The organism is Actinomadura sp. 6K520, from assembly GCF_004349245.1.
Taxonomy (GTDB): Bacteria; Actinomycetota; Actinomycetes; order Streptosporangiales; family Streptosporangiaceae; genus Spirillospora.
In genome coordinates, this window is the sequence record NZ_SMLC01000344.1 from 1 (window position 1) to 2,912 (window position 2,912).

Annotated in this window: 1 protein-coding gene; it reads left to right on the top strand. The window is 70.8% G+C overall.

Features of this window, described 5'->3' with window-relative positions; translation table 11 throughout:
- Positions 1-2,912, top strand: a 2,912-nt coding sequence (locus tag E1289_RS37085) for a type I polyketide synthase (protein ID WP_131988791.1), incomplete at both ends; no start/stop codon positions are given.

Consider the following 2,912-nt stretch of genomic DNA (forward strand, 5'->3'; position numbering starts at 1 on the left):
CGCCAACCACTTCCTCGACACCCTCGCCACCCACCGCCACACCGAAGGACTACCCGCCCAATCCATCGGATGGGGCTACTGGCAACAAGACACCGGCATGACCGGCCACCTCACCGACACCGACCGCGCCCGCATCACCGAGAACCTCGCGGCCATCACCGATGATCAAGGGCTGGAGCTCTTCGACGCCGTCCTGACCATGCCCCGGCCCCACCTCGTGGCCACGCCCATCAGCACCCGGAGCCTCCCCACCCCCGTGCCCGCGCTGCTGCGCGCACTCGCCGCACCCGGCAGGCGGGCCGCCACCGGAACGGCCGCCGGCAGCGACCTGGCCGGTCAGCTCAGCGGCCTCGGCGCAGAGGAGCAGCACCAGCGTCTGCTGTCGCTGATCCGCGGGAACGTCGCCACCGTCCTGGCGCACGGCTCCGCTGAGAACGTCGATGTCAGCCGCCCGTTCAGTGAGCTGGGGTTCGACTCCCTCACCGCGATCGAGCTGCGCAACCGCCTGGCCACCGCCACCGGACAGCGCCTCCCCTCCACCCTCGTCTTCGACCACCCAACCCCCGACGCGCTGGCCCGCCACCTGAAGAGCACCCTTCTCGGCACCGGCAGCACGACCACCAAGGGCACGCGGACGATCACCGCCGACGAGCCGATCGCGATCGTCGCGATGGGCTGCCGCTACCCGGGCGATGTGCGCACACCGCAACAACTGTGGGACCTGGTCGCCGAGGGTGTCGACGCCATCGGGGAGTTCCCGACGAACCGCGGCTGGCCGGTCGCCGACCTCTTCAACCCCGACCCGGATCATCCGGGGACCACCTACGCCCGCGAGGGCGGCTTCCTGTACGACGCCGACCACTTCGACGCCGACTTCTTCAACATCAGCCCCCGCGAGGCCCAGGCCACCGACCCGCAGCAGCGACTCCTCCTCGAAACCGCCTGGGAGGCCATCGAGAACGCCGGTATCGACCCGGCCGTCCTCCACGGCACCCGCACCGGCATCTTCACCGGCATCTCGTCGCAGGACTACAGCTCCGGTCTCCCGGAACTGTCGAGCGCATCAGAGAGCTACACGGGGACCGGCTCCTCGATCAGTGTCGCTTCGGGACGCATCGCGTATTCACTCGGTCTCGAAGGTCCCGCCCTCACCATCGACACGGCCTGCTCCTCCTCACTCGTCGCCCTCCACCTCGCCTGCCAATCCCTCCGGCAGGGAGAGTGCGATCTCGCGCTCGCAGGCGGCGCCACCGTCATGTCCAGCCCGGGTGCGTTCGTCGTCTTCTCGCGGCAGCGGGGCCTGGCGCGGGACGGCCGCTGCAAGCCCTTCGCGGCGGCGGCCGACGGCACCGGCTGGGGCGAAGGCGTCGGACTCCTCCTGGTCGAGCGGCTCTCCGACGCGCAGCGCAACGGCCACCCTGTGCTGGCCATCGTGCGCGGGTCGGCGGTCAACCAGGACGGCGCCAGCAACGGCCTGACCGCCCCCAACGGGCCGTCCCAGCAGCGGGTCATCCAGGACGCGCTGGCCAGCGCCCGCCTCACCCCCGCAGACGTCGACGTCGTCGAAGCCCACGGCACCGGCACCACACTGGGCGACCCCATCGAAGCCCAAGCACTCATCGCCACCTACGGCCAGCAACGCCCCGCCGACCGGCCACTACGGCTCGGCTCCATCAAATCCAACATCGGCCACACCCAGGCCGCCGCCGGCGTCGCCGGAATCATCAAGATGATCCAGGCCATGCGGCAGGGCGTGTTGCCGCGGACACTGCACGTCGACGAGCCGTCCCCGCATGTCGACTGGTCCGCCGGAACCGTCGAACTGCTCACCGAGCAGATGCCGTGGCCCGACACCGGACGGCCACACCGCGCCGCGATCTCCTCCTTCGGCATCAGCGGAACCAACGCCCATGTGATCGTGGAGCAGGCTCCCGCCTCACCGCCCGCCGAAGTCGTCCCGCCGCAGCCGCACACCGCGGGTATTGAATTCAAGTCCGTGCCGTGGCTCGTTTCAGCGAAGACCGAGGCGGGTCTGGCCGCCCAAGCGCAGCGCCTGGCCGAGCACCTGGACGCCCACCCCGACCTGGACCCCGGTGAAGTGGCCTGGGCGCTGGCCACCACCCGCTCCACCCTGGACCACCGCGCCGTCATCGTCGGCGACGACGCCACCGTGCGCGAGGGGCTGCGGGCGCTGGCGTCCGGTGAACCGCACCCGGCCGTGGTCACCGGCCGTGCCCTGCCCGGCCAGGGCGGCAAGACAGTGTTCGTGTTCCCCGGCCAAGGATCGCAGTGGGCCGGGATGGGCGCCGAACTCATGTCCACCAGCCCGGTGTTCCGCGACCACATCCTCGCCTGCGAACAAGCACTCTCGCCGCACGTGGACTGGTCCCTCACCGACCTCCTCACCACCACCGGCCAAGATGCGGCATCGCTGGACCGGGTCGACGTCGTCCAACCCGCGCTGTTCGCGGTCATGACCGGCCTGGCCCAGCTGTGGCGATCCCTGGGTGTCGAACCCGACGCGGTGGTCGGGCACTCCCAAGGCGAAATCGCCGCCGCCTACACCGCCGGCGCCCTCACCCTGCACGACGCCGCCCAACTCGTCGCCCTGCGCAGCCGCGCCGTGGCCGCGCTGGCCGGAACCGGCACCATGGCCGCCGTCCACACCACCCCCGACGAGCTGACCGACCTGCTCCCCGACACCGTCACCATCGCCGCGGTCAACGGACCCGCCACCACCATCGTCGCCGGACCCCACCACGCGATCACGGTGCTGCTGCAGGAATGTGAGCAGCGGCAGATCAAAACCCGCCGCATCGACGTCGACTACGCCTCACACAGCCCCGCCATCGACACCATCACCGACCACATCACCACCGCCGCCACCGGCATCACCCCCCAAGCCGCCACCA